General features: G+C 41.1%; 3 protein-coding genes. All 3 read left to right on the plus strand.

The features are described 5' to 3' along the window. The coding region (locus HOLDEFILI_RS14220) for an ABC transporter permease (RefSeq protein WP_006060496.1) at positions 1–2,398 on the plus strand (2,398 nt) is incomplete at its 5' end. 176 nt (positions 2,399–2,574) lie between these two features. Next, positions 2,575–2,835 (plus strand): hypothetical protein, encoded by a 261-nt coding sequence (locus HOLDEFILI_RS14225; protein WP_006060497.1) that lies wholly within the window; start codon positions 2,575–2,577, stop codon positions 2,833–2,835. Positions 2,836–2,840: 5 nt separating this feature from the next. Beyond that, positions 2,841–3,061, plus strand: a 221-nt coding sequence (locus HOLDEFILI_RS14230; RefSeq protein ID WP_006060498.1) for an ATP-binding cassette domain-containing protein, incomplete at its 3' end; no start/stop codon positions are given.

Here is a 3,061-nt window from a genome sequence, read left to right on the forward strand (position 1 = left end):
CACCAGTGCGGTTGTTAAGAAATATGCGAAAAGAAGTATGCGAAAAAGTCGCATTAAAACACTGCTATCTGTATTGACCATCATGTTATCTGTTGCATTGCTATCAGGGTTTATTCTTTCCGCGGTAGGGATGGCAACAGAAACCAAAAGAGAATTGCAGACAGCGAACCATGCAATTTATTACAATATCAATGATAAGCAGATTGAAGAATTGCGGCAAGATAACAGAATTGCTGATTCAAGAATTTATATTCAGGCTGGCAATACACAGGTTGATGATTATTTGATAATTCCAGTTTACATTGAACAGAAAGACAGTAATATTGCCGTAGAAGAACTCGTGGAGGGGCAATACCCCATCGGTTTATATGATGCGGCTGTGGATAAAGCCTATTTGTCACGATTAGGATTACCGGCTGAATTAGGAACTAAAATTACAATTCCTTTTTATGATGGAAGTTCCGAAACTTTTACTGTTGTTGGCCTTACAGACAATGGATCAACAGAACGGGTATACTCCTTGTACTGCTCTGAAAAATACGCTCATACAGGCAGTCAATTTGAAACTTCTGTAACAGCTCTTACTGTTCAATTAGCAGATGCCACTCAAATGTCATCAGAGAATTTCAAGGAGACGGTTCAAAAAATCGGGACTGATTATGGTATTACAGCACAATATTCTGATTACAACGATGGATTTGTCGCTTCTCTTGAGCCGAATCAGGAAGATATTATGATTATCAGTATTTTTTCGATTACGGTTCTATTTGTAAGCTATTTGGTAATTTACAGTATTTTTTATATCTATGTTCAAAATCAGATTAGAGAATTTGGACAGTTGAGAACAATGGGAGCCACTCCAAAACAAATTAAAACGATTTTGCGGACACAGGGAAAAATTCTTTGCATTTTAGGAACAATTTTGGGACTTATCATCGGCGGAACGGCTGCCTTTTTATTTAAGCCTGACGGGTGGAGTTGGCTTAACACCGCATTGGTAAGTGTACTGATTTTTAGCCTTGTATATGCAATGGTTTGGCTGGCTTTAAGCAAACCTGTTAAAATCGCCGGAAGTGTATCTCCGATTGAAGCTGCAAAAAGTACGGGGTATCAGTCTGCACAGTTGTACTCTAAAAAACTCCATAGAAGAATTACTCCATTTTCAATGGCTGTTATGGGAAGTTCACGCAATCGCCGTAAGTGGGTAGTGACCGTTCTTTCTTTAGGCGTAGCTGGGATTATGTTTATGGGCGGTACGACATTATTATCCTCTTTGGATATGGAGCGTTTTGCACGACAGGGATTATTGGAATACGGAGAATTTGAAATTGACTTGTCCAGAAATGCAGTCCGTAATGATCCTCATGGAGCAACAGGGGTTCAGCTCAACAATCCATTAAATGATGAGCTTATTCAGAATATCACACAGATTGAGGGCGTAAAAGAAGTTACGCAATATAAAACTTTGGAGGCAAAATTTGAATACAATCATGCTTCCAGAAAAGATAAACTTGTTCCATTTACTTCTGAACAGCAGAAAATTTTGAAACAGTATCTTTCTGCTGGCACGATAGATTATAAATCTATGATTGAGAATAAGGAAATACTTGTGTTGCGTAATGAGTATGCGGATTATGTTTTTGACTGGACATTCCAAGTGGGCGATACCGTTAAATTCCGTTGGTTCGATGGACAATCATATCAGGAAACAGAATACACCATAGTCGGTGAAATCAGCGATGAAATATTCAAAGATCCATTAGGCGGAAAACTATTTGGGAAAGCCGGATTTTTCCTATTGCCCGATCAGCTATTGCAGAAAATGGTCGTTCCTAACTTTAATTTCAATAGCCATCTCTTAATCAGCATTAACGATTTTTCTCTGGAACCAGAAGTCCGGGAGAAAATGAATAGTTTGATGGAAACGATTCCTACTGTTACAATGGAAACTCTGCACAATCTCTATCAGGATAGCGAAGCAATGTACCAGCGTACAAGTCTTGTCATTTGGGGCTTGAGCAGTTTTATTATGTTGTTTGCAGTTATTAACTTGATTAACACATTGATTGCCACAACGCTTTCCAGAAAGCATGAGTTTTCAACTTTGCGTTCGATTGGTATGGGGAAAAAGCAGTTACAATGGACAATACAATGGGAGGGAATTTTACTGGCTTTTTGGAATATCGGTATCACATTGGTTGCAGGAACGGCGGTAGGTTATGGCATTGTCCATTACTTGAACAGTGTCGGGGATGATTCATGGGTATGGCAGTTTCCGTTAGTGTATTTTATGGGTTATGCCATAATTTCTATTATGCTTCCTATGATTATCTCTGCTGTAATTATTCATATCTTGCAAAAGAAGTCGATTGTTGAGCAATTAAGGGAGATTGATTAACTTCTTATTGGCGGGGTTCCGGTGTGCTACCCCGCCTTTTTCAAAGATTTTTTTGAAATGTCCGAGCGTTGTAACATTTCACTCCAATTTTCAAAGAAATTTTTTGGCCTCTGTAACATTTCGCGGACATTTGGGTTTTACAATAACCTTATCAACAAAAGCGAGGAGGCGACGCAATGGAACTGACCCCGACCTTGATTTTGAATCTGGCGCTGCTGATCGTCCCGCCCGTTGTCCTTGTGCTGGTGTTCCGGCAATGGCTGGCCCGGCACATCCGCTGGACGGTTGCCTTGACTGCTCTCTGTGATGTTCTCCTGTTTTGGGATGAATTGTTCTACTATGAGAGCTTCGGCCTGTTCGCTGTACTGATTCTGGTGCAGTTGGCGGCCACCGGCGCAGCAGCGTTCCACATTTACAACAAACAAAGAAAGGATTGAATTTTATGAGCATTTTACAGACTATCGACCTGAAAAAGTATTACGGCACAGAGCCGAATATCACCCGCGCCCTTGACGGCGTGAACTTCTCCGTAAATGACGGTGAGTTTGTGGCCGTTGTGGGAACCTCCGGCAGCGGCAAGTCCACTCTGCTTCACATGATGGGCGGGCTGGACACCCCTACTTCCGGCAATGTGATTGTCCGGGACAAAGAGCTGTCGAAAAT

The sequence above is a fragment of the Holdemania filiformis DSM 12042 genome (assembly GCF_000157995.1).
Taxonomy (GTDB): domain Bacteria; phylum Bacillota_I; class Bacilli_A; order Erysipelotrichales; family Erysipelotrichaceae; genus Holdemania; species Holdemania filiformis.